The sequence below is a fragment of the Pseudomonas sp. SORGH_AS_0199 genome (genome assembly GCF_031453735.1).
In the GTDB taxonomy this organism is placed as follows: Bacteria; Pseudomonadota; Gammaproteobacteria; order Pseudomonadales; family Pseudomonadaceae; genus Chryseomonas; species Chryseomonas aestiva.
On record NZ_JAVJAE010000001.1, the window covers coordinates 1,759,082 to 1,780,322 of the forward strand.

The following is a 21,241-nucleotide window of genomic DNA, read 5'->3' on the forward strand; positions in this document are numbered from 1 at the left end:
CAGGCCGTGGCGAGTCAACCAAATAGCGCAGACGAATGCCACCGCCAGGCCCCCCGGCGCTGGCCGCGCAGGGCCCGGCGACGCTATACTCTGCGGCTTTCCCACCGTCTTCCGCAGGCCGCCGACCATGACCGAGTCCGTCTCCGCCTACATGACCCGTCTTGGCCAGGCTGCCCGTACTGCGTCGCGGGTCCTCGCTCGTACGTCCACCGGCCAGAAAAACTTGGCGCTGAACGCCATTGCAGATGCCTTGGGTGCCGATCGCGAAGCGCTGGTCGCCGCCAATGCCGAGGATGTCGCGGCCGCTACGGCTGCTGGACTCGAGTCGGCACTGCTTGATCGCCTGACGCTGACGCCGGCGCGGATCGACGCGATGATCAACGGCCTCAAGCAGGTTGCCGCCCTGCCGGATCCGGTAGGCGCCGTTCGTGACCTGAGCGCTCGGCCGTCCGGGATCCAGATTGGCAAGATGCGCGTGCCGCTGGGGGTCATCGGCATCATCTATGAATCCCGGCCCAACGTGACGATCGACGCGGCCAGTCTCTGCCTGAAATCGGGCAACGCAGCCATCCTGCGCGGTGGTTCCGAAGCCATTCGCTCGAATCGCGCCATCGCCGCCTGCATTCAGAAAGGGCTGGCCGAGGTCGGCTTGCCCGCCGCTGCAGTCCAGGTAGTTGAGACCACCGACCGGGCTGCCGTCGGCGCCCTGATCACCATGCCCGAGTTCGTCGACGTCATCGTGCCGCGGGGTGGCAAGAATCTGATCGAGCGCATCAGCAACGATGCCCGCGTCCCGGTGATCAAGCACCTCGACGGAATCTGCCACGTCTATGTCGACGAGGCTGCTGACCTTGCCAAGGCCGAGTCCATTGCCTTCAACGCCAAGTGCTACCGCTATGGCATCTGCGGTGCCATGGAAACGCTGCTGGTCGATGCCAAGGTGGCCGAGGCCTTCCTGCCGGCCATGGCGCGCCGCTTCGAAGAGAGGGGCGTGGAGTTGCGGGGCTGCGAGCGTACGCGGGACCTGATCCAGGCCCTGCCCGCCACCGAGGCCGACTGGTCCACCGAATATCTGGCGCCCATCCTGTCCATCCGCATCGTCGATGGTCTGGACCGGGCGATCGAGCACATCAACCACTACGGCTCCCATCACACCGATGCGATCGTGACGGAAAGTCTTGGCCGTTCGCGGCGCTTCCTGGCCGAAGTCGATTCCAGTTCGGTCATGGTCAATGCGCCGACCTGTTTCGCCGATGGCTTCGAATACGGCCTGGGCGCCGAGATCGGCATTTCCACCGACAAGCTGCACGCCCGCGGGCCGGTGGGCCTGGAAGGGCTGACCAGCGAGAAATACGTGGTCTTCGGCGACGGTCACGTCCGTAGCTGATGAGCAGCCTGCCCACCCGCATCGGCCTGTTCGGCGGTACCTTCGATCCCGTGCACATCGGTCACCTGCGCGCCGCACTCGAGGTGGCCGAGGCCCTGGCGCTGGACGAACTGCGGCTGATCCCCAGCGCCCGGCCGCCCCATCGCGAGGCGCCCAGCGTCTCCGCCGAGGATCGCCTGGCGATGGTGCGACTGGCGGTGGCCGACGTCGCGACCCTGGTGGTCGATGACCGGGAACTGCGCCGGACGCGCCACTCCTATACCATAGAGACCCTGGAAAGCCTGCGCGCCGAACTCGGCGATGAGGTGCAGCTGTTGCTCATGCTGGGTTGGGACGCCTTCTGCGGCCTGCCGGGCTGGCACCGCTGGCGCGAATTGCTGGAGCTGTGCCACATCCTGGTCCTGCAACGACCCGACGCCGACAGCGAGCCCTGCCAGGAATTGCGCGATTTCCTGGCGGCGCGCAGTCAGCCCGATCCCCAGGCCCTGAAGGGACCGGGCGGGCAGATCACCTTTATCTGGCAGAACCCGCTCGCGGTGTCCGCCACCCAGATCCGCGGCCTCCTGGCCACCGGGAAGTCCATCCGCTTCCTGGTGCCCGATGCCGTGCTTGATTACATCCGGACGCACGGCCTCTATCCGGCGTCCTCCGAACCGAGGTAAGAGTTACACCATGCAAAGCGAACAACTCGTCCAGGTGGCCATCGCCGCCCTGGAAGACATGAAGGCCCAGGACATCATCTCCCTGGACGTCCGTGAGAAGACCAGCGTGACCGATATCATGGTCATCGCCAGCGGCACCTCCAGCCGCCACGTCAAGTCGCTGGCCGACAACGTGCTGGAAAAGGTCAAGCAGCAGGGCGTACGCCCGCTGGGCAGCGAAGGCCTGGAAGGCGGTGAATGGGCGTTGCTCGACCTCGGTGACGTGGTCGTCCACGTGATGCTGCCGACCACCCGCGAGTTCTATGACCTCGAGCGCCTCTGGCGCGGTGCCGAGCAGAGCCGCGCCGCCCACGGCGAATAACGCCGGTGCGCCTGCGTCTCATCGCCGTCGGCTCGCGCATGCCGCGCTGGGTCGAAGAGGGTTGGCACGAGTACGTCAAGCGTCTGCCACCGGAACTGCCACTGGAACTCGTCGAGATCCCGCTGCAGACCCGTGGCAAGAACGCCGACGTCGCCCGGCTGATCCGCCAGGAGGGTGAGGCCATGCTGGCCAAGGTGCAACCGGGCGAACGCGTGGTGACCCTGGAGGTCACCGGCAAGCCCTGGAGCACCGAGCAACTGGCTGAAACACTCCAGCAGTGGCGCCTGGAAGCCCGCACCGTCAACCTCATGGTCGGCGGTCCCGAGGGTCTCGCGCCCGAGGTGCAGGCGCGCAGTGAACAGCGCTGGTCGCTCTCGCCGCTGACCCTGCCGCATCCGCTGGTGCGCATCCTCGTCGGTGAGCAGCTCTATCGCGCCTGGACCGTACTGGCCGGCCATCCGTATCACAAGTAGTCCGTACCTGCGATGTCGCAACCCATACGCCTCAAGGACCACGAGAAAGACGCCCAGCTCGTCCGCGCCCGCGTGACGGTCGGGGCGGTGCTCTTTCTCGTGCTCGCCTGCGTACTGGTGGCGCGCATGTACTACCTGCAGGTCATCCAGCACGACTACCACTCGACCCTGTCGGAAAACAACCGGGTCCATGTCCAGCCGATCCCGCCCACCCGCGGCCTGATCTACGACCGCAACGGCATCATCGTCGCCGACAACCGCCCCAGCTTCAGCCTGACCATCACCCGCGAGCGGGCCGACAACTGGCGGCAGACGCTCGATACCCTGGTGCAGGTGCTGGGCCTGACCGAGGAAGACCGCGAGCTGTTCGAAAAGCGCATGAAGCAGGGCCGGCGGCCTTTCGAGCCGGTGCCGGTGCTGTTCGAACTGACCGAGGAGCAGATCGCCAAGATCGCCGTCAACCAGTTCCGCCTGCCCGGGGTCGAGGTGACGGCGCAACTGGTGCGTCATTATCCCATGGGCGAGCACTTCGCCCATTCGGTGGGTTATGTCGGGCGGATCAACGAACAGGAGCTCAAGCGCCTGGATCCGGTCAACTACAGCGGCACCCACCACATCGGCAAGACCGGCGTGGAGCGCTTTTACGAGCCCGAGCTGCACGGCGAGGTGGGCTACGAAGAGGTGGAGACCAATGCCCGCGGCCGGGTGCTGCGGGTACTCAATCGCACCGACCCCAAGCCGGGCAAGGACATCGTCCTGACCATCGATTCACGCCTGCAGGCCGCCGCCGAAGCCGCCCTGGGTGGGCGCCGTGGCGCCATCGTCGCCATCCAGCCCAAGACCGGCGAGGTGCTGGCCATGGTCAGCCAGCCGAGCTACGACCCCAATCCCTTCGTCACCGGGATCAGCTTCAAGGAATATTCCGAGCTACGCGACTCCATCGACCGCCCGCTCTACAACCGGGTGCTGCGTGGCCTCTATCCACCTGGTTCGACCATCAAGCCGGCGGTGGCCATCGCCGGTCTCGACAGCGGTGCCACCACGCCCCAGGCGCGGGTCTTCGATCCGGGCTACTACGAGTTGCCCAACTACGATCACAAGTACCGCAACTGGAACCACGGCGGCGACGGCTACGTGGATCTGGACATGGCGCTGATGAGATCCAACGACACCTACTTCTACGATCTCGCCCACAAGATCGGCATCGATCGCCTCTCCGAGTACATGGGCAAGTTCGGTCTCGGCCAGAAGGTCTCCCTGGACATGTTCGAGGAGGCACCGGGCCTGATGCCCTCGCGCCAGTGGAAGCGTGCCACCCGCCGCCAGGCCTGGTTCCCCGGCGAGACGCTGATCCTCGGCATCGGCCAGGGCTACATGCAGACCACGCCGCTGCAGCTGGCCCAGGTCACCACCCTGATCGCCAACCATGGCAAGTGGATCCGTCCGCACCTTGCCAGGACCCTCGATGGCCAGCCCCCGGTGGACAGCAATCCCATGCCCGACATCGAGCTCAGGGACCCGACCTACTGGGACAGGGCCGTCCACGGCATGGAAATGGTGGTGCAGAATCCGCGCGGCACCGCCCACAAGATCAATGTCGGCGCCCAGTACCGCATTGCCGGCAAGAGCGGTACCGCCCAGGTGGTCGCCATTCGCCAGAACGAGAAGTACAACTCGGCGGCGCTCAAGGAGCGGCACCGCGACCACGCCCTGTTCGTCGCCTTCGCCCCGGCCGACAATCCGCAGATCGCCGTGGCGGTGATGGTCGAGAACGGCGAGTCGGGCAGCGGCGTGGCCGCCCCGGTGGTGCGCCAGGTACTGGATGCCTGGCTGCTTGATGACCAGGGCCATCTCAAGGCCGAGTACGCCAAGCCCAATACCGCCGCGGCCACCGCCGCCGCGACCAAGGTGCAGCCATGAGTCTTGCTCCCAACTTCGATCGCACCATCCCCGAAGGGGACGTGATGAAGCGGCGCGCCACCCTGCTGCAGCGCCTGCACATCGACGGGCCGCTGCTGATCCTGCTGCTGATGCTGGGGGCGAGACCGGGCTGTTCGTCCTCTATTCCGCGGGCGGGCGCAATCTCGACCTGCTGTTCAAGCAGGCCAGCTCCTTTGGCCTCGGGCTGGTGGCCATGGCCGTCGTCGCCCAGCTCGAACCGCGTTTCATGGCACGCTGGGTGCCCCTCGGCTACGTGATCGGCGTGGCCCTGCTGGTGGTGGTGGACGTCATGGGCCACAACGCCATGGGTGCCACCCGCTGGATCAACATTCCCGGGGTCATCCGCTTCCAGCCGTCGGAATTCATGAAGCTGCTGATGCCCATGATGATGGCCTGGTACCTGTCCAAGCGCAGCCTGCCGCCCAACTTCAAGCACAGCCTGATCAGCCTGTCGCTGGTGGTGGTGCCCTTCGTGCTGATCCTCGACCAGCCCGATCTCGGCACCGCCATGCTGGTGCTGGCCTCGGGCGGCTTCGTGCTGTTCGTCGGCGGCCTGCAGTGGCGCTGGCTGATCGGCGCGGTGAGCGCCGCGGTGCCCATGGCCGTGGCCATGTGGTTCTTCGTCCTGCACGATTACCAGAAGCGCCGGATCCTGACCTTCCTCGATCCGGAGATGGATCCGCTGGGCGCCGGCTGGAACATCATCCAGTCCAAGGCCGCCATCGGCTCGGGCGGGGTGTTCGGCAAGGGTTGGCTGCTGGGTACCCAGTCTCATCTGGATTTTTTGCCGGAAAGTCACACGGACTTTATCATTGCCGTCCTCGGCGAAGAGTTCGGCATGGTCGGCGTCTGCCTGCTGCTGGTGCTCTATCTGCTGCTGATCGGTCGCGGCCTGACCATCACGGTGCAGGCCCAGACGTTGTTCGGCAAGTTGCTCGCCGGCGGCGTGACCATGACCTTCTTCGTCTATGTCTTCGTCAACATCGGCATGGTCAGTGGCCTCTTGCCCGTGGTGGGCGTACCGCTGCCATTCATCAGCTATGGCGGCACCTCGGTGGTCACCTTGTTCACCGGGTTCGGAGTTTTGATGTCGATCCACACGCACCGCAAGTGGATCGCCCAGGTTTAACACGCAACAAAGAAGGGTTAGATGCCGACAATGGGATGGATGCGTCGCTGCCTGCTGAGCCTGGGGCTCGCGGGGGCGATGGGCGTGACGACCGGCGTCGTCGCGGGTGACTACGACGCGGCACCGCTGACGCGCGACTTCATCGCCGAGATGAGTCAGAGCTATGGCTTCGCTCCGGAACAGCTGCAGGCGCTGTTCGGCGAGGTCGAGCGCAAGCAGGCCATCCTCGACGCCATCTCGCGACCAGCCGAGCGGGTCAAGCCCTGGAGCGAATACCGGCCCATCTTCATCACCGATCGGCGCATCGCCCAGGGCGTCGACTTCTGGAAGGCCCACGAAGAAGCCCTGGCCCGCGCCGAGCGCGAATACGACGTGCCGGCCCAGTTCATCGTCGCCATCATCGGCGTGGAAACCTTCTACGGTCGCAACACCGGCAACTACCGGGTGCTGGACGCGCTCTCGACCCTGGCCTTCGACTATCCGCCCCGCGCGCCCTTCTTCCGCAGCCAGCTGCGCGAATTCCTGCTATTGGCCCGCGAACAGCAGGTCGATCCGCTCAGCCTCACCGGTTCCTATGCCGGCGCCATGGGCCTGCCGCAATTCATGCCGGGCAGCTTCCGTGCCTATGCGGTGGACTTCGACGGCGACGGCCACATCAACATCTGGTCCGATCCCACCGACGCCATCGGCAGCGTGGCCAACTATTTCAAGCGCCACGGCTGGTCCGGTCGCGGACCGACCGCCATCCGCGCCCAGGTCAGTGGCGAGCGGGTGGAGGAGGGCGTGGTGGCCGGGATCGAGCCGGTCAAGAGCGTCGCCGAGCTGCGCGCCCTGGGCTGGAACGCCCAAGACCCTGCCCTGCGTGACGATTTGCGTGTAACCTCGTTCCGCCTCGACGGAGACAAGGGACCGGAGTACTGGATGGGCCTGCCCAATTTCTACGCCATTACCCGATACAACCGCAGCGTCATGTACGCCATGGCGGTGACCGATCTGGCGAACGCCATCGCCGAGCGCCATGCCGCGGAGGGTGCCAAGCCGTGATGCGCCTGACTGCCCTGGCGCGCCTGGCCGGTTGCCTGGGCGTCGGCCTGCTGCTGGTGAGCTGCTCCAGCCAGGCGCCCAAGCCGACCAGCAAGGGCGTGGCCGGGCCGGGTGGCTACCTGCGTCCGCACCGTGACGGCGCGCCCTGGTGGGACGTGGACGTCAGCCGGATTCCCGACGCCGTGCCCATGCCCTACAACGGGCCGCTGAAGAACAATCCCTACACCGTGCTGGGCAAGACCTATTTCCCGCTGACCGATTCGCGCAACTACCGCGTGACCGGCACCGCCTCCTGGTACGGCACCAAGTTCCACGGTCAGGCCACCGCCAACGGCGAGACCTACGACCTCTACGGCATGACCGCGGCGCACAAGACCCTGCCGCTGCCCAGCTATGTGCGGGTCACCAACCTGGACAACGGCCGCAGCGTGATCCTGCGCGTCAACGACCGCGGTCCCTTCTATTCCGACCGGGTCATCGATCTGTCCTTCGCCGCCGCCAAGAAGCTCGGCTATGCCGAGATCGGCACCGCCCGGGTCAGCGTCGAAGGCATAGATCCGCAGCAGTACTGGGCCCAGCGTGGCCAGGCGGTGCCCATGGTGCTGGCCCAGCCGCGCCAGGCACCGGTGGCCCAGAAGACCACCGAGACGCAGACCTTCGGCGCCATCGAGACCTATACGCCACCGGTCAACCAGCATGCCGAACCGGTGACGCCCGCGGCCGTCGACGCAAAAAAAAACGTTTCTGCCCCAGCCGCTGGGCTCTATCTGCAGGTGGCGGCCTTCGCCAATCCGGACGCTGCGGAATTGCTCAAGGACAAGCTCAGCGACCTGACCGGTGCCCCGGTGTTCATCAGTTCGACGGTGCGCAACCAGCAGACCTTGCATCGGGTCCGCCTCGGACCGGTCCAGCCGGCTGAGGTCTCCCAGCTCCAGAACAGCGTACGCGTGGCCCGCCTGGGTCAGGCGTCTCTCGTGCAACCGGATTGAAGCAGGGATGCTTCATGACGCCCAGTCGCCGGTCCCAGCCGTCGTGATCCGCCTCGCGCGGATCGACGTGGACCGAGCGGTCTGGGTCCGCTGCTCCTGCCATACCCCAACCTTTCAGAGATTCGGATGACAATCGCAAAACTCGCTCGACGCCTGCTCCTCCTAGTAACGATCGCCTGTGTCCCGGCCGTCTGGGCGGCCGAGACAATGGTTCCGGCAGCGCCCCAGCTGGCCGCCAAGGCCTGGATTCTCATGGATGCCAACAGCGGCGCCGTGCTCACCGAATCCAACTCCGACCAGCGCCTGCCGCCGGCCAGCCTGACCAAGCTGATGACCGCCTATATCGCCACCCTGGAAATCAACCGGGGTCGCATCAAGGAATCGGACATGGTCACCGTCAGCGAGCACGCCTGGCGTACCGGCGGTTCGCGGATGTTCATCAAGGTCGGCACCCAGGTGTCGGTCGGTGACCTGCTGCACGGCATCATCATCCAGTCCGGCAACGACGCCAGCGTCGCCCTGGCCGAGCACATCGCCGGCAGCGAAGACGCCTTCGCCGACATGATGAACACCACCGCGCAGAAGCTGGGCATGCAGAACACCCACTTCATGGACGCCACCGGCCTGCCGGACCCGAACCACTATTCCTCGGCCCATGACATGGCCATCCTGGCGCGCGCCATCATCAATGCCGATGCCCAGCACTACGCCATCTATTCCCAGAAGGAATTCTTCTGGAACAACATCAAGCAGCCCAACCGCAACCTGCTGCTGTGGCGCGACAAGACCGTCGACGGCCTGAAGACCGGCCACACCGACGAAGCCGGCTACTGCCTGGTGGCCTCGGCCGTGCGCGACGGCATGCGCCTGGTCGCCGTGGTGTTTGGCACCAACAGCGAACAGGCCCGCGCCGCCGAGACCCAGAAGCTGCTGACCTACGGTTTCCGCTTCTTCGAGACCCAGTCCTTCTACAAGAAGGGCACCGAGCTGGCCAAGGCACCGGTATGGAAGGGTGACACCCGCGAAGTCCAGGCCGGTCTGGCCAACGACCTGACCATGACCCTGCCGCGCGGCCAGGCCAAGAAGCTACACGCCGAGATGGTGCTCAATCCGCAGCTGATCGCACCCATCGCCCAGGGCCAGGTGATCGGCAAGGTCGAGGTGAAGCTGGATGACAAGGTGGTGCACACCGCCGACCTGGTTGCCCTGCAGCCGGTCGAGGAGGGTGGCCTCTTCCGTCGCCTGTGGGATAGCATTCGCCTGTTCTTCTACGGCTTGTTCAACTGATCCGTCACCCTGCAAAGGCCCGCATCCGCGGGCCTTTCACCCCCTGCCGACAGCGATCGGCCTGGAAGTCCGCATGACCGAAGACGTTCAACCCCCAAAGATCGAATTTCCCTGCCCGCGCTATCCCATCAAGGTGATCGGCGATGCCGGTGCCGACTTCGCCGAGCTGGTGCTCGACATCGTCCAGCGCCATGCACCGGATCTGGAGCGCGACACCCTGGTGACCCGCGACAGCCGCAACGGGCGTTTCCTGTCGGTGCAGGTACTGATCACCGCCACCGGCGTGGACCAGCTACAGGCCATCCACCAGGATCTGCGCGCCACCGGCCGCGTGCACATGGTGATCTGATGAGCACTCCCGCCCCGGCCAGCCTGGGCGTGCGCCGCTGGGGCCTGCGGCCCTACGAGGCGACCCTGGAGGCCATGCGCCGCTTCACCGACGAGCGCGGCCCCGCGACCCCCGACGAACTCTGGCTGCTGCAGCACCCCGCGGTGTTCACCCAGGGGCAGGCCGGCAAGCCCGAGCACCTGCTCGCCGTGGGTGACATTCCGGTGGTGCAGGTCGATCGCGGCGGCCAGGTCACGTACCATGGTCCCGGTCAGCTCATCGCCTATGTGCTGCTGGATGTTCGCCGCAAGGGCCTGGGCGTGCGAGAATTGGTCAGTGCCATGGAAGACAGCCTGATCGCGCTGCTCGCCGACTGGGGCGTGCAGGCCGCGGCCCGGGCCGATGCGCCGGGTGTCTATGTGGATGGCGCCAAGATCGCCTCCCTGGGCCTGCGCATCCGCAATGGCCGGTCCTTCCACGGCCTGGCGCTCAACGTTGACATGGATCTGGCACCCTTCCGCCGGATCAACCCCTGCGGTTATGCCGGCCTGGCCATGACCCAGCTCCGCGATCTGGTGACCGGGCCACTAGCTTTCGACGAGGTCCGCGAGTCTCTGGTCCGTCACCTGAGTCTGCGCCTGGGCTACCCCGAACCGATCACCCTGGAATCGGATTGACATGACCACTACAGTACAAGACAGCGTCCAGACCCTTACCCCGCCCGCCCGCCCCAGCAAGGTGGAAGCCGGCGTCAAGCTGCGCGGCGCCGAAAAGGTCGCACGCATCCCGGTAAAGATCATTCCCACCGAGGAGCTGCCGCGCAAGCCGGACTGGATCCGCGTGCGCATCCCGGTCACCCCCGAGGTCGAGCGCATCAAGCAGCTGCTGCGCAAGCACAAGCTGCACAGTGTCTGCGAAGAGGCCTCCTGCCCGAACCTGGGCGAGTGCTTCTCCGGTGGCACCGCCACCTTCATGATCATGGGTGACATCTGCACCCGTCGCTGCCCCTTCTGCGACGTCGGCCACGGCCGACCGAAGCCGCTGGACGTGGACGAGCCGAAGAACCTGGCGGTGGCCATCGCCGACCTGGGTCTGAAGTACGTGGTCATCACCTCGGTGGACCGCGACGACCTGCGCGACGGTGGTGCCCAGCACTTCGTCGACTGCCTGCGCGAGATCCGCAAGCTGACCCCCGGCATCCAGCTGGAGACCCTGGTGCCGGACTATCGCGGTCGCATGGACGTCGCCCTGGCCATCACCGAGCAGGAGCCGCCGGATGTCTTCAACCACAACCTGGAGACCGTGCCGCGCCTGTACAAGGCGGCGCGCCCGGGTTCGGACTTCGAGTGGTCGCTGGACCTGCTGCAGAACTTCAAGAAGCGCGTGCCCCACGTGCCGACCAAGTCCGGCCTGATGCTGGGCCTGGGCGAGACCGACGAGGAAGTCATCGAGGTCATGCAGCGCATGCGCGAGCACGAGATCGACATGCTGACCCTCGGCCAGTACCTGCAGCCGTCGCGCAACCACCTGCCGGTGCAGCGTTTCGTCCATCCGGATACTTTCGCCTGGTTTGCCGAGGAAGGCGCCAGGATGGGCTTCAAGAACGTGGCCTCGGGTCCGCTGGTGCGTTCCTCGTACCATGCCGACCAGCAGGCGCACGGCGCCAAGAAGATCAGCTGATCCTCGCGTCGCAATGAAAAAGGGCAGCCACGGGCTGCCCTTTTTGTGGATAGACACCTTCACCCCCGCCGATCCGTTTTCAGCGCCCTCTCCCTGGGGAGAGGGTTGGGGTGAGGGCGCGCGCCGTCAGCCGCGCAGCACGCCATCCACCAGCGCCTTGGCTTCTTCCTGGATGCGACCCAGGTGGGCTTCGCCCTCGAAGCTCTCGGCGTAGATCTTGTAGACGTCCTCGGTACCCGAAGGACGGGCGGCGAACCAGCCGTTCTCGGTGACCACCTTGAGGCCACCGATGGCGGCGCCGTTGCCGGGTGCCTCGGTAAGGATGGCGGTGATCGGCTGGCCGGCCAGCTCCTTGGCGGTGACCTGGGCGGCGGACAGCTTGCCGAGGCGGGCCTTCTGCTCGCGGTCGGCGGCGGCGTCGATGCGCTGGTAGACCGGGGCGCCGAAGCGTTCGGTCAGCGCCTGGTAGCGCTCGCCCGGGTCCTTGCCGGTCACGGCGGTGATTTCCGCGGCCAGCAGGCCGAGGATGAGGCCGTCCTTGTCGGTGGACCAGGCGCCGCCGGCCTTGCGCAGGAAGGACGCGCCGGCGGATTCCTCGCCACCGAAGCCCAGGCTGCCGTCCAGCAGGCCATCGACGAACCACTTGAAGCCTACCGGCACTTCCACCACCTGGCGGCCGATGCCCTGGGCGACGCGGTCGATCATCGAAGAGGACACCAGGGTCTTGCCGATGCCGGCCTGCGGGCTCCACTGCGGACGGTGGGTGAAGAGGTATTCGATGGCCACCGCCAGGTAGTGGTTGGGATTGAGCAGGCCCACCGAGCGGGCGACGATGCCGTGACGGTCATGGTCGGTGTCGCAGGCGAAGGAGACGTCGAATCTGTCCTTGTTCTCGATCAGGCCGGCCATGGCGTGGGGCGAGCTGCAGTCCATGCGGATCTTGCCGTCCCAATCCAGGCGCATGAAGCGGAAGGTCTGGTCGACGTGGGTGGACAGCACCTCCAGCGGCAGGCCATAGCGCTCGGCGATGCGCGGCCAGTAGTGCACCCCGGCGCCGCCGAGGGGATCGACGCCAAAGGTCAGCCCGGAGCCGCGGATGGCATCCAGGTCGATGACCTGGCCCAGGCCGCCGACATAGCTGTCGAGGAAGTCGAACTTATGGGTGGTGGCCGCCTTGAGTGCCTGGCGGTAATCCATCCGCCTGACGCCGTCGAGACCGGCCACCAGCAGGGCATTGGCGCGGTCCTGAATACTCTTGGTGACGTTGGTGTCGGCCGGGCCGCCATTGGTGGGGTTGTACTTGAAGCCGCCGTCGGCCGGCGGATTGTGCGACGGGGTGATGACGATGCCATCGGCCAGGCCCGAGCTGCGGCCGGCGTTGTATTCGAGGATGGCGTTGGACAGCGCCGGGGTGGGCGTATAGCCCGGCTCGCCGTTGGTCTCGGCGCAGCCGGCGTCGATGCGCACTTCCACGCCGTTGGCGGCGAGCACTTCCAGGGCGGAGATGAAGGCCGGCTCGGACAGCGCATGGGTGTCCATGCCCATAAACAGCGGGCCGTCGACGCCCTGGGCCTTACGGTATTCGCAGATGGCCTGGGTGATGGCGAGGATGTGCCATTCGTTGAAGCTGCCCTTGAGCGAGGAACCGCGGTGCCCGGAGGTGCCAAAGGCGACCTGCTGACCCGGATCGCTGGGATCGGGGCGATCGCTGTAGTAGCGTGCCACCAGGCGCGGCAGGTGGGTCAGGGTATTCTCGTCGGGGAGGCGTCCTGCGTTGGGAGCGAGCGTCATGAAAGCGTCCTGTATACGTCGGAAAGAGGCAGCGGTCAGGCACAAGGCCGGGTCGAAGGGGCGCCGTGGCACGGCGACCCTTCAATTACGCCCATAGACCCTGCTGCCCGTCGAAGGTGCAGCCTACACCGGCTGTACCTGACAGCACTGTGACGGATTCAGCCAAGATAGCCCAGGCGCAGCAGATAATGCAGGACGGCGTAGGCTCCCAATAGCAGCAATCCAGCAAAGAACAGCCGGCGGAACAGGCGCTCATCGAGACGCTGACGCACGCGCTGGCCCAGTCCCATGCCCAGGAGGGCCGGGAGCAGCAACAGGCTGGAAGTACCCAGGCGCTCGACCGCCAGTCCGTTCTGCCACCAGAGGCCCACCAGCAGGGCCAGGGTGGCGACGGTAAAGCTCAGCCCCAGGGCCTCGATCAGCTGTTCCTTGTCCAGCGCCAGACTCTGCAGATAGGGCACCGCCGGCAGCACGAAGACGCCGGTCATGCCGGTGATCAGACCCGTGACTAAACCCACCAGCGGAGCGACCTTCCCTTCATGACGACCGGGCGCGGGCAGGCGCCAGCCCGTCCAGCCGATCAGGCCGTAGGCGACCAGCACCGCACCGAGCGCGGCGGCGAGTCCGGTACCATCGCTCCCGGTCAGCAGCGGGATGCTGAGCAGGGTGCTCGGCACCAGGGCCAGTTGCAGCGGCAACAGGCGTTTGAACGTCTGCCGGGGCGAAGGACCGGCGCAGAATTGCCAGACATTGGTGAGCAGGGAGGGGATCAGCAGCAGGGCGGCGGCTTCGGCTGGCGTCATCAGCAGGGCCAGCAGACTCATGGCGACGGTGGGCAGGCCCAGGCCCAGCACGCCCTTGGTCAGACCGGCGAGCACGAAAATCAGGGTACAGAGCAGCAGGGTCATGGTCGCCTCCTCGGGTGGAGGCGTTACCATGGATTTCAGGACCGCAGGTGAGAAGCCGGGATTGACGAAGGCTGCCTACGGTCGGCACAGAGGCTCTCCGGCGATGCGCTACGACCTGCTCGACCTGCGTCTGTTTCTCCACGTCGTGGCAGCGCGCAGCATCACCCTGGGCGCCGAACGGAGCCACCTGGCGCTGCCTTCCGCCAGTGGCCGCATCAAGGCCCTGGAAGACAGCCTGGGAACGCTGCTGCTGATCCGCCACGCGCGTGGCGTACGCCCCACGCCGGCTGGCGTGACCCTGGAGCGCCATGCCCGGGCGATCCTGTCGCGGCTGGAGGAAATGGACCAGGACCTGGCTGGCGCGGTGGCGGACAGCCGGACACGGGTGCGGCTGTTGGGCAACGGCGCCGCGGTGATGGAGCATCTGGATGACCCCCTGGCCGCTTTTCTCCAGGCGCAGCCCAGGGTGGACGTGGAGGTCGAGGAGCTGCCCAGCTCACGCATAGTGCTGGCGCTCCGCGAAGGTCGCGCCGACCTGGGAATCTTCGTGGCGGCGCCGGGTTTGGAGGATCTGCAGATTCGGCCCTTTCGCGACGATCCCCTGGTGCTGGTCGCTGCGCCGGGTAGCCTGCCTTTGCCGGATGGGGAGGCGGTCGATTTCGCGCGACTGCTCGAGCAGCCCTTCGTCGGCCTGTCTCGCGGCAATGCCCTGCAGCTCCATGTGGAAGCCCAGGCGGCGCAGTGGGGCCGGGAGCTGGCGATCCGCATTCGGGTACCGAGTCCGATCCAGGCCTGCGCTCTGGTCGCCCGCGGCTTGGGCCTGGCGATCCTGCCGGCCGCCAGTCTGGTCCGGGCAGGACCGGGCGTGGCGCTGGTCAGCCACCCGCTGCGCGATGCCAGGGCGCGTCGCGAACTGGTGGTGGGCTGCCGGGACGGCAACGAGCTGTCGCCGGCGGCGGCAGCCTTGCTGGAGGTGCTGGTGGAGACCGGAAGGGAGGGTGTCGACGCAGGCTGATCGGCGACCCGGTCTCGGTTGAGACACGGGTCGCCAGCGGGCGTCAGCCGCGCAGTTTATCCAGCAGCTGATGATTGGGATAGCCGTCGGCCGGCCAGCCCTGGGACTGCTGGTAGGCGCGGATGGCCTTGCGGGTATTGGCGCCGATGATGCCGTCGGCGCTGCCCGGATCCAGGCCCAGCGCGGCCAGGCGCTGCTGCAGTTCGACGCGCTCGCTGCGGCTCAGCGGCAGATCGTCGGTGGGCCAGTTGCCGGCGATCTGGCCGGCGTCGCGATAGCGCTCCGAGAGCAGCGCCACGCCCAGGGCATAGGAGCTGGAGTTGTTGTACTTGAGGATGGTGCGGAAATTGTTGAACACCAGGAAGGCCGGGCCGCGATGGCCGGCGGGCAGCAGCAGCGAAGCGCTGTCGCTCGGCTGGGCGGCCGGTTGCGGCAGGCCGAGGCCCTGGATGCCCAGGGCGTTCCACTCGGCCAGGCTCTTGCGCACGCCCATGTCGGCCAGGCTGTAGTCGAAGTTGGCCGGCACCCGGACCTCGTAGCCCCAGGGCTTGCCGTCCTGCCAGCCGGAGGCCTTGAGGTAATTGGCGGTGGAGGCCAGGGCATCGGCGGTGGAGCCCCAGATGTCGCGGCGACCGTCGCCGTCGAAGTCCACCGCGTACTGGTCGTAGGTGGTGGGGATGAACTGGGTCTGGCCCATGGCGCCGGCCCAGGAGCCGATCATGCGGTCGGCGGTGACGTCACCGTGCTGCAGGATGCCGAGGGCGGCGATGAGCTGGTCCTGGGCGAAGTCCGGGCGGCGACCTTCGTAGGCGAGGGTGGCCAGGGAGCGGATGACGCCCTTGTTACCCATGTTGTTGCCGTAGTTGCTCTCCATGCCCCAGAAGGCGACCAGGCGCGCCGGCTCGATGCCGTAGCGGGCTTCCAGGGAGGCCAGCAGCCCGGCCTGCTGGATCAGCAGACTCTTGCCATTGCGCACCCGCAGAGGCGAGACGGCGGATTCCAGGTATTCCCAGACCGGCTTGGTGAATTCCGGCTGGCTGCGATCGGCGGCGATCACCGCCGGGTCGGGTTGCACGCCAATGAAGGCCTGGTCGAAGGTGGCGGCGGATATGCCCCGGCCCAGGGCCAGGGCGCGGAAACGGCTACGCCACTGCTCGAAGCTTTCCTCCGGTTGCGGCATGGCCTCGGCCGCCGAAGCGGGGGCGTTCGCCGCGGGTGCGGGTTTGGACGAGGAGGGCGAAGAGGGCGCCGCGGTGGGCGTCGTCGGAGTCTGGGCGCAGGCGGCCAGGGCGGCGGTCAGCAGGGTGACCAGGGTTCCGGCGAGGAGGCCGCCGGTCTTGAATCCGCGGGTTTTCCCGAATTGCATCTGTCTCCACCGGACGTCTAGGCAGGAAGGCTCACCTTAGCACGGCCCGGGTCCCGACGTCTGTCAGGCGTCTGCACGCGGCTTTCAGGCGGCCAGAAAGACCGAAGCCTTCTCGTCTTGCAACGAGAAGGCTTCGCGGCGGTAGCTGCCTTTGCCCTTGGCGGGCTTTTCCTGGCGGGCGCGATAACGGGGATCGCTGACGAGGACCTTGGCCTTGTTGGGGCCGCGGCTGTATTTCTTGGCCATGGTGCGGGCTCCGAGTGATGGGGGTTCCCCCTTGATGGGGACGCGCCAGTCTATTGCAAGGGCCGTGAATTACCAGGCCCGCCAGCGCTAGGACCTGGGCAGGGTCAGTCGCTTGCCGGCGAGCGTCAGCGCCAGGCTGGCCAGGGTCAGCCAGACCTCGCCGGGCGCCTGGCCCTTGATCTGTTCGTCGGCGACCTGGGCCTCGCGCAGCAGGGCTTCCAGTCGGCGGGCACCCTGGCGCTGCAGGGCGCGGCTGACCAGTGGACGACGCTTGTCCCATACCGGTGGCTTGACCTGGGTGAAGGCGCGTTCCAGCGGCGTGCCGCTTTCCTGCAGATGGGCCAGGTTGGCCAGCAGGCGCAGTTCCCGGGCCAGGGCCCAGAGCACCACGGCTGCTTCCACGCCTTCGCCGCGCAGGCCTTCGAGAATGCGCAGGGCGTGCTCCGCATCGCCGGCCAGGGCGGCGTCCAGCAGGCCGAAGACGTCGTAGCGGGCACTGTCGGCCACCGAGGCGCGTACGGTCTCGGCATCCACCTGGGAGCCTTCGATGAGCAGGCGGAGCTTTTCGATCTCCTGCGCCGCGGCCAGCAGGTTGCCTTCCACCCGCTCGGCGATCAGCTCGACGGCTTCGGGGGTGGCGGCCAGCCCCAGGCGCGACAGGCGCTGGTTGATCCACTGCGGTAACTGCGCCAGTTCCACCGGCCAGATCTGCACGAATTGCGCCTGCGGGTGCTCCAGCAGGGCCTTGGCCCACTTGGTCTTCTGCGCGGCGGCGTCCAGGCGCGGCAGGCTGATCAGCAGCAGAGTGTCCTCGGCCGGGCGGGCGAGGTAGTCGAGCAGGGCGGCGGAGCCCTTGTCGCCGGGCTTGCCGGTGGGCAGGCGCAATTCGAGGATGCGTTTCTGGGCAAACAGGGAAAGGCTGGCGCCGGCCTCGTAGAGGCGGCCCCAGTCGAAGCCGGCATCGACGTCGAAGACCTCGCGCTCGTCGAAAGCCTGGGCGCGAGCCGCGCCGCGAATGGCGTCGCTGGCTTCCTGGCAGAGCAGGGGCTCATCGCCACTGACCGCATAGACGGCGGCCAGCGAGCCCTGGAGCTGCTTACCGAGCTGGTTGGCGTTGAGTTTCATGCTGAACCGGAATGGCAAACCGGAGCCTTGCGGCTCCGGGTGCGGCGCTTAGCGCGCGGGGGTGGGGATGTCGATCGGCGACTGCTGCGGCGGGGCGGACTCGCGGGCACGGCGGTCGGCGTCGGCCTTGGCGGCGGCACGGGCATCGGCGTCGCGCTGCAGCTTCTCCAGGCGCTCCGGTGTCAGGGCCTGCAGGCGGGCGGCCAGCTGCTGCACCAGTTCGCGGCGCATCTCGCGACGCAGCTGGTCCTTCTGCTGCTCGGAACCGACGATGTTGTTCTGGTCGGTCACGTAGTAGCGCTGGGTTTCCAGGTAGTCGCTGACCAGCACCGCCTGGTTCTTGCCGACGATGGTATAGGGCTGACGGGTGGTCAGCTCGACCTCGGCACTGCGGGCGCCGCTGGTGTAGCTGGCGGTGCGCTCGCTCTGGGCTTCGCCGCCCAGATCCAGGGTGTAGGGCGCGCCCGAGCTGATCCGCACATGGGCGTCCTCGAGCATGTCGCGCACGTCCTTGACGGTCTGGCCATAGGCGTCGCGCGCCGTCAGGTTCAGCTCGTTCACGGTCAGGCGGGTTTCGCCGGTGCCACGCAGCTGGAAGCCGCAGGCGGTCAGCAGGGTCGCCAGGCCGACTACCGCAAGGCCGGGGAGAATCCGTTTCTTCATCTGTTGTCTGCTCCGTTCGCGTGTCTTAGTTGGCGACGATGTTGACCAGTTTACCCGGGACCACGACCACCTTGCGGATGGTCAGGCCCTCGGTGAAGCGTGCCACGTTCTCGTTGGCGCGGGCGGCGGCCTCGATGGCCTCGCGGCTGGCATCGGCCGGTACTTCGATCTGGCCGCGCAGCTTGCCGTTCACCTGGATGACGATCTGCAGACTGTCCTGCACCAGGGCGCTTTCGTCCACCTGCGGCCAGCGGGCGTCGATGACCGCATCGCTGTGGCCCAGCTGCTGCCAGAGACCGTGGGCGATGTGCGGGGTGATGGGGGCCAGCAGCAGGGTGACGGCCTCCAGGCCCTCCTGCAGCAGACGGCGATCGGTGTCGCTGTCCTGGGCGGCCTTTTCCAGCACGTTCATCAGGGTCATGACCGCGGCGATGGCGGTGTTGAACTTGTGGTGCTGACCAATATCCTGGCTGGCCTGGCGGATGGCCAGGTGGATGGCGCGACGCACCTCCTTCTGGGCCGGCGACAGCTCGCCGAGGGCGCCGGCGCTCGGCAGGCCCTGGGTGACGTGGGCCTGGGCCAGACGCCAGACGCGGCGCAGGAAGCGGCTCGCGCCCTCGACGCCGGAGTCGGACCATTCCAGACTCATGTCCGGCGGCGAGGCGAACATCATGAACAGCCGGCAGGTGTCGGCGCCGTACTGGTCGATCATCGCCTGGGGATCGACGCCGTTGTTCTTCGACTTGGACATCTTCTCGACGCCGCCGATTTCCACCGGCTGGCCGTCGCTCTTCAGGCGCGCGCCGATCACCTTGGCCTTGGCATCGCGCTCCACCTCGACATCGGCCGGGTTGAACCAGTCCTTGCTGCCGTTGGCCAGGGTGCGGTAGTAGGTCTCGGCCACCACCATGCCCTGGGTCAGCAGATTCTCGAAGGGTTCGTCGGAATCGATCAGGCCCTGGTCGCGCATCAGCTTGTGGAAGAAGCGCGAATAGAGCAGGTGCAGGATGGCGTGCTCGATGCCGCCGATGTACTGGTCGACGGGCAGCCAGTAGTTGGCCTCTTCCTTGTCCAGCATGCCGCCGGTGAAGTTCGGCGAGGCATAGCGGGCGAAGTACCAGGAGCTTTCGACGAAGGTGTCCATGGTGTCGGTCTCGCGACGGGCCGGCTGGCCGTTGCGCGGATCGACGGTCTCGTAGAATTCCGGCATGCGCGCCAGGGGCGAGCCGGCGCCGTCCGGCACCACGTCCTCGGGTAGCACCACCGGCAGCAGGTCGGCCGGGACCGGGATGTCGATGCCGTCGTCACCATGGATGATGGGGATCGGGCAGCCCCAGTAGCGCTGGCGGCTGATGCCCCAGTCGCGCAGGCGGAACTGGGTGCGCGGCTGACCCAGACCCTTGGCCTGCAGATCGGCGCCGATGGCGTCGAAGGCGGCGTCGTAGGCGAGGTTGTCATAGGCGCCGGAATTGATCAGGAAGCCTTCCTTGCTGCCGTACCAGTCCTTCCACTGCACCGGGTCGAACTGGTAGCGCTCGTATTCCGCGGGGCTGAAGTCGTCCGGATTGGCCAGCACGCGGGTGGCCTCTGCGGTATCCACCACCTGGACGATGGGCAACTGGTACTTGTTGGCGAATTCGAAGTCACGCTCGTCGTGACCGGGCACGGCCATGACCGCGCCGTCGCCGTAGTGCATCAGCACATAGTTGGCGACCCACACCGGCAGGCGCGCGTCGGTCAGCGGATGGCGGACGAACAGGCCGGTGTCCAGGCCCTTCTTCTCCTGGGTGGCGATGTCGGCTTCGGCGACGCCGCCGCGCTTGCACTCGTCGATGAAGGCCTGCAGCTCGGCGTTGCCCTGGGCGGCCTGGGTGGCCAGCGGGTGTTCGGCGGCCACGGCGACATAGGTGGCGCCGAGCAGGGTGTCGGGGCGGGTGGTGAAGACCTTCAGGGTGCCTTCGGCGCCGATGCTGTCCTGGTCATAGGGGAATTGCACCTCCATGCCGCGGGACTTGCCGATCCAGTTGCGCTGCATGGTCTTGACCTGCTCGGGCCAGCCGGGCAGGCCGTCGAGGGAGGTCAGCAACTCTTCCGCATAGTCGGTGATGCGGAAGTAGTACATGGGGATCTCGCGCTTCTCGATCAGCGCACCACTGCGCCAGCCGCGGCCGTCGATGACCTGCTCGTTGGCCAGTACGGTCTGGTCCACCGGGTCCCAGTTCACCGTACCGTTCTTGCGATAGATGATGCCCTTCTCGAACAGCTGGGTGAACAGCCACTGCTCCCAGCGATAGTAGTCGGGCTTGCAGGTGGTGACCTCGCGGGACCAGTCGATCGCCAGGCCCAGGCTCTGCAGCTGGGACTTCATGTAGGCGATGTTCTCGTAGGTCCACTTGGCCGGGGCCACGCCGTTCTTCATGGCGGCGTTTTCCGCGGGCATGCCGAAGGCATCCCAGCCCATGGGCTGCAGAACGTTCTTGCCCAGCATCCGCTGGTAGCGGGCGATGACGTCACCGATGGTGTAGTTGCGCACGTGCCCCATGTGCAGCTTGCCGCTGGGGTAGGGGAACATCGACAGGCAGTAGAACTTCTCCTGGCCCGGGCGCATGGTGGCCTTGAAGGACAGATTCTGGTCCCAGAAGGACTGGGCGGCGGCTTCTATTTCGCGGGGCTGATAGTGTTCGTGCATGGGCGTGTCGAGGGCTGCAGAGGCGTTTGATCGAGCCGCCAAGCATACATGACCCCCCGAGCGCGGGGAAATGTCCCGGTCCGCCGCTTGTTTCGCACTCTGGGGGAGGCAGGGTTGGAAGGGCCGTACTAGGCTGTTCAAACGTCCGTTCAATTAC

Annotated in this window: 19 protein-coding genes and 1 pseudogene; 13 read left to right on the plus strand and 7 right to left on the minus strand. The window is 66.8% G+C overall.

What is annotated here, in order from left to right; genetic code table 11:
- Positions 1–127 precede the first annotated feature (127 nt).
- The 12 genes and pseudogenes from QE444_RS08310 to lipA all read left to right on the plus strand — a co-directional run bounded on the left by QE444_RS08310 (position 128) and on the right by lipA (position 11,281).
- Positions 128–1,387 carry a glutamate-5-semialdehyde dehydrogenase gene (locus QE444_RS08310; protein ID WP_309737821.1) on the plus strand — a complete coding sequence of 420 codons (1,260 nt, stop codon included), beginning with the start codon at positions 128–130 and terminating at the stop codon, positions 1,385–1,387.
- Positions 1,387–2,049: a nicotinate-nucleotide adenylyltransferase gene (gene nadD / locus QE444_RS08315; RefSeq protein ID WP_017642517.1), complete on the plus strand. Its 663-nt coding sequence runs from the start codon at positions 1,387–1,389 to the stop codon at positions 2,047–2,049. Before QE444_RS08310 ends, nadD begins: the two co-directional genes overlap by 1 nt.
- 10 nt (positions 2,050–2,059) lie before the next feature.
- Entirely contained in the window at positions 2,060–2,410 is a 351-nt protein-coding gene (gene rsfS, locus QE444_RS08320) for a ribosome silencing factor (RefSeq protein WP_007159669.1), read from the plus strand.
- Between the two features lie 5 nt (positions 2,411–2,415).
- Entirely contained in the window at positions 2,416–2,883 is a 468-nt protein-coding gene (rlmH, locus tag QE444_RS08325; RefSeq protein ID WP_007159668.1) for a 23S rRNA (pseudouridine(1915)-N(3))-methyltransferase RlmH, read from the plus strand.
- Positions 2,884–2,895: 12 nt separating this feature from the next.
- Positions 2,896–4,803 carry a penicillin-binding protein 2 gene (gene mrdA / locus QE444_RS08330; RefSeq protein ID WP_133863155.1) on the plus strand — a complete coding sequence of 636 codons (1,908 nt, stop codon included), beginning with the start codon at positions 2,896–2,898 and terminating at the stop codon, positions 4,801–4,803.
- Between the two features lie 44 nt (positions 4,804–4,847).
- Positions 4,848–5,953, plus strand: a pseudogene (rodA, locus tag QE444_RS08335) (rod shape-determining protein RodA).
- 39 nt (positions 5,954–5,992) lie between these two features.
- On the plus strand, positions 5,993–6,997 hold the full coding sequence (gene mltB / locus QE444_RS08340) for a lytic murein transglycosylase B (RefSeq protein ID WP_371099744.1): 1,005 nt from the start codon (positions 5,993–5,995) through the stop codon (positions 6,995–6,997).
- Positions 6,997–7,986, plus strand: coding sequence for a septal ring lytic transglycosylase RlpA family protein (locus tag QE444_RS08345; protein WP_133863161.1), 990 nt, complete (start codon positions 6,997–6,999; stop codon positions 7,984–7,986). Before mltB ends, QE444_RS08345 begins: the two co-directional genes overlap by 1 nt.
- Before the next feature lie 126 nt (positions 7,987–8,112).
- Complete coding sequence (locus tag QE444_RS08350; RefSeq protein WP_133863156.1) at positions 8,113–9,273, plus strand: D-alanyl-D-alanine carboxypeptidase family protein; 1,161 nt, start codon at positions 8,113–8,115, stop codon at positions 9,271–9,273.
- A gap of 73 nt (positions 9,274–9,346) precedes the next feature.
- Positions 9,347–9,622 (plus strand): DUF493 domain-containing protein, encoded by a 276-nt coding sequence (locus tag QE444_RS08355; protein WP_133863157.1) that lies wholly within the window; start codon positions 9,347–9,349, stop codon positions 9,620–9,622.
- Positions 9,622–10,278 carry a lipoyl(octanoyl) transferase LipB gene (gene lipB, locus QE444_RS08360; protein WP_183631280.1) on the plus strand — a complete coding sequence of 219 codons (657 nt, stop codon included), beginning with the start codon at positions 9,622–9,624 and terminating at the stop codon, positions 10,276–10,278. Before QE444_RS08355 ends, lipB begins: the two co-directional genes overlap by 1 nt.
- A gap of 1 nt (position 10,279) precedes the next feature.
- Positions 10,280–11,281, plus strand: a complete 1,002-nt coding sequence (gene lipA, locus QE444_RS08365; RefSeq protein ID WP_187978593.1) for a lipoyl synthase — start codon at positions 10,280–10,282, stop codon at positions 11,279–11,281.
- A gap of 126 nt (positions 11,282–11,407) precedes the next feature.
- On the opposite strand, the gene pgm is transcribed toward lipA, so the two are convergent.
- Both pgm and QE444_RS08375 read right to left on the minus strand, forming a co-directional pair.
- Entirely contained in the window at positions 11,408–13,072 is a 1,665-nt protein-coding gene (gene pgm / locus QE444_RS08370) for a phosphoglucomutase (alpha-D-glucose-1,6-bisphosphate-dependent) (protein WP_309737832.1), read from the minus strand.
- 158 nt (positions 13,073–13,230) lie between these two features.
- Positions 13,231–13,980 (minus strand): sulfite exporter TauE/SafE family protein, encoded by a 750-nt coding sequence (locus QE444_RS08375; protein ID WP_280310354.1) that lies wholly within the window; start codon positions 13,978–13,980, stop codon positions 13,231–13,233.
- A 103-nt stretch (positions 13,981–14,083) separates the two neighbouring features.
- Here QE444_RS08375 and QE444_RS08380 point away from each other — a divergent pair, with 103 nt between their 5' ends.
- The gene (locus QE444_RS08380) at positions 14,084–14,995 is read left to right on the plus strand and encodes a LysR family transcriptional regulator (protein ID WP_309737835.1); all 912 of its coding nucleotides are present in this window, start codon (positions 14,084–14,086) and stop codon (positions 14,993–14,995) included.
- Positions 14,996–15,038: 43 nt separating this feature from the next.
- On the opposite strand, the gene QE444_RS08385 is transcribed toward QE444_RS08380, so the two are convergent.
- The 5 genes from QE444_RS08385 to leuS form a co-directional block, all read right to left on the minus strand.
- Positions 15,039–16,361: a lytic murein transglycosylase gene (locus QE444_RS08385; RefSeq protein ID WP_273862716.1), complete on the minus strand. Its 1,323-nt coding sequence runs from the start codon at positions 16,359–16,361 to the stop codon at positions 15,039–15,041.
- Positions 16,362–16,445: 84 nt separating this feature from the next.
- Positions 16,446–16,607: an alternative ribosome rescue factor ArfA gene (arfA, locus tag QE444_RS08390; RefSeq protein ID WP_007159657.1), complete on the minus strand. Its 162-nt coding sequence runs from the start codon at positions 16,605–16,607 to the stop codon at positions 16,446–16,448.
- Between the two features lie 87 nt (positions 16,608–16,694).
- A complete protein-coding gene (gene holA, locus QE444_RS08395; protein ID WP_187978598.1) occupies positions 16,695–17,732 on the minus strand; it encodes a DNA polymerase III subunit delta in 1,038 nt (345 codons plus the stop codon).
- Positions 17,733–17,780: 48 nt separating this feature from the next.
- Positions 17,781–18,395 (minus strand): LPS assembly lipoprotein LptE, encoded by a 615-nt coding sequence (lptE, locus tag QE444_RS08400; RefSeq protein WP_133859965.1) that lies wholly within the window; start codon positions 18,393–18,395, stop codon positions 17,781–17,783.
- Between the two features lie 25 nt (positions 18,396–18,420).
- Positions 18,421–21,084: a leucine--tRNA ligase gene (gene leuS / locus QE444_RS08405; RefSeq protein WP_309737842.1), complete on the minus strand. Its 2,664-nt coding sequence runs from the start codon at positions 21,082–21,084 to the stop codon at positions 18,421–18,423.
- Positions 21,085–21,241 lie beyond the last annotated feature (157 nt).